This window comes from Streptomyces glaucescens, from assembly GCF_002154375.1.
Classification (GTDB): Bacteria; Actinomycetota; Actinomycetes; order Streptomycetales; family Streptomycetaceae; genus Streptomyces; species Streptomyces glaucescens.
Genome location: NZ_MUND01000820.1, coordinates 1 through 939, shown reverse-complemented (window position 1 = coordinate 939; position 939 = coordinate 1). Strand labels below are relative to the sequence as shown.

1 protein-coding gene and 1 pseudogene are annotated in these 939 nt (G+C 74.2%); both read right to left on the bottom strand.

Annotated elements, in window-relative coordinates:
- Positions 1-226: pseudogene (locus tag CCN42_RS37805) on the bottom strand (TIGR03943 family putative permease subunit); the annotation flags it as partial.
- A partial coding sequence (locus CCN42_RS37800) for a permease (protein WP_086741775.1) occupies positions 223-939 on the bottom strand: 717 nt, incomplete at its 5' end. The pseudogene CCN42_RS37805 and the gene CCN42_RS37800, both read right to left, overlap by 4 nt.

Sequence of the window (939 nt, the reverse complement as noted above, 5' to 3'; positions counted from 1 at the left end):
GGGCGAGGGCGGGGAGGGCCAGCAGCCAGGCGGCTCGGGGAGTGTGGGAGTGCGCGTCGCGCCGTAGGACCGCCGAGACCAGGCCCAGCAGGACCAGCGCGCAGCCGGAGACGATCAGGTACGGCCGCAGAGCGGGCTGCACGTACCGCAGGTACAGCTCGCTGAACAGGGAGACGCGGAGCACGGCCGCGCCGGTCAGCAGCAGGAGAACCGTCGGTGCCCTCACAGCAGCCACCACCCCACGAGCACGCTGGACAGGACGGCGACCACCCAGGTCGCGGAGGCGAAGCGGAGCGCGAAGGCGCGGCCGAAGGTGCCGGTCTGGAGGGCGATGAGCTTCAGGTCGACCATGGGGCCGACGACCATGAAGGCGAGCCGGGCGGTCGGGGAGAAGCCGCTGAGCGACGCGGCGACGAAGGCGTCCGCCTCGCTGCACACGCACAGCACCACGGCCAGCAGGGCCAGGAGGAGGACGGACAGCCAGGGGGAGTCGGTGAAGACGTCCAGGTAGGCGCGGGGTACCGCGATGTTGAACGTCGCCGCCGCTGCCGCGCCCACCACGAGGAAGCCGCCCGCGTGGAGGAAGTCGTGCTGGAGGCCGTGGACGAAGGCGCGGACGCCGGACGGCTCCGGGCCGGTCCGGGCGTTCGGCGGTCGTAGCCACCGCTCCTTGCCGAACCTCGCCCACAGCCAGCCCATGACCACCGCCGCCGCGAGGGAGGCGAGGAGGCGGGCGAGGACCATCTCCGGCCGGCCGGGAAAGGCGATCGAGGTCGCGACCAGGACGACCGGGTTGATCGCGGGGGCGGAGAGGAGGAAGGCGAGGGCTGCCGCCGGGGCCACTCCGCGGCGGATGAGGGAGCCGGCGACGGGGACGGACGCGCACTCGCAGCCGGGGAGGGCGATGCCCGCAGCGCCGGCGACGGGGACGGCGAGGGC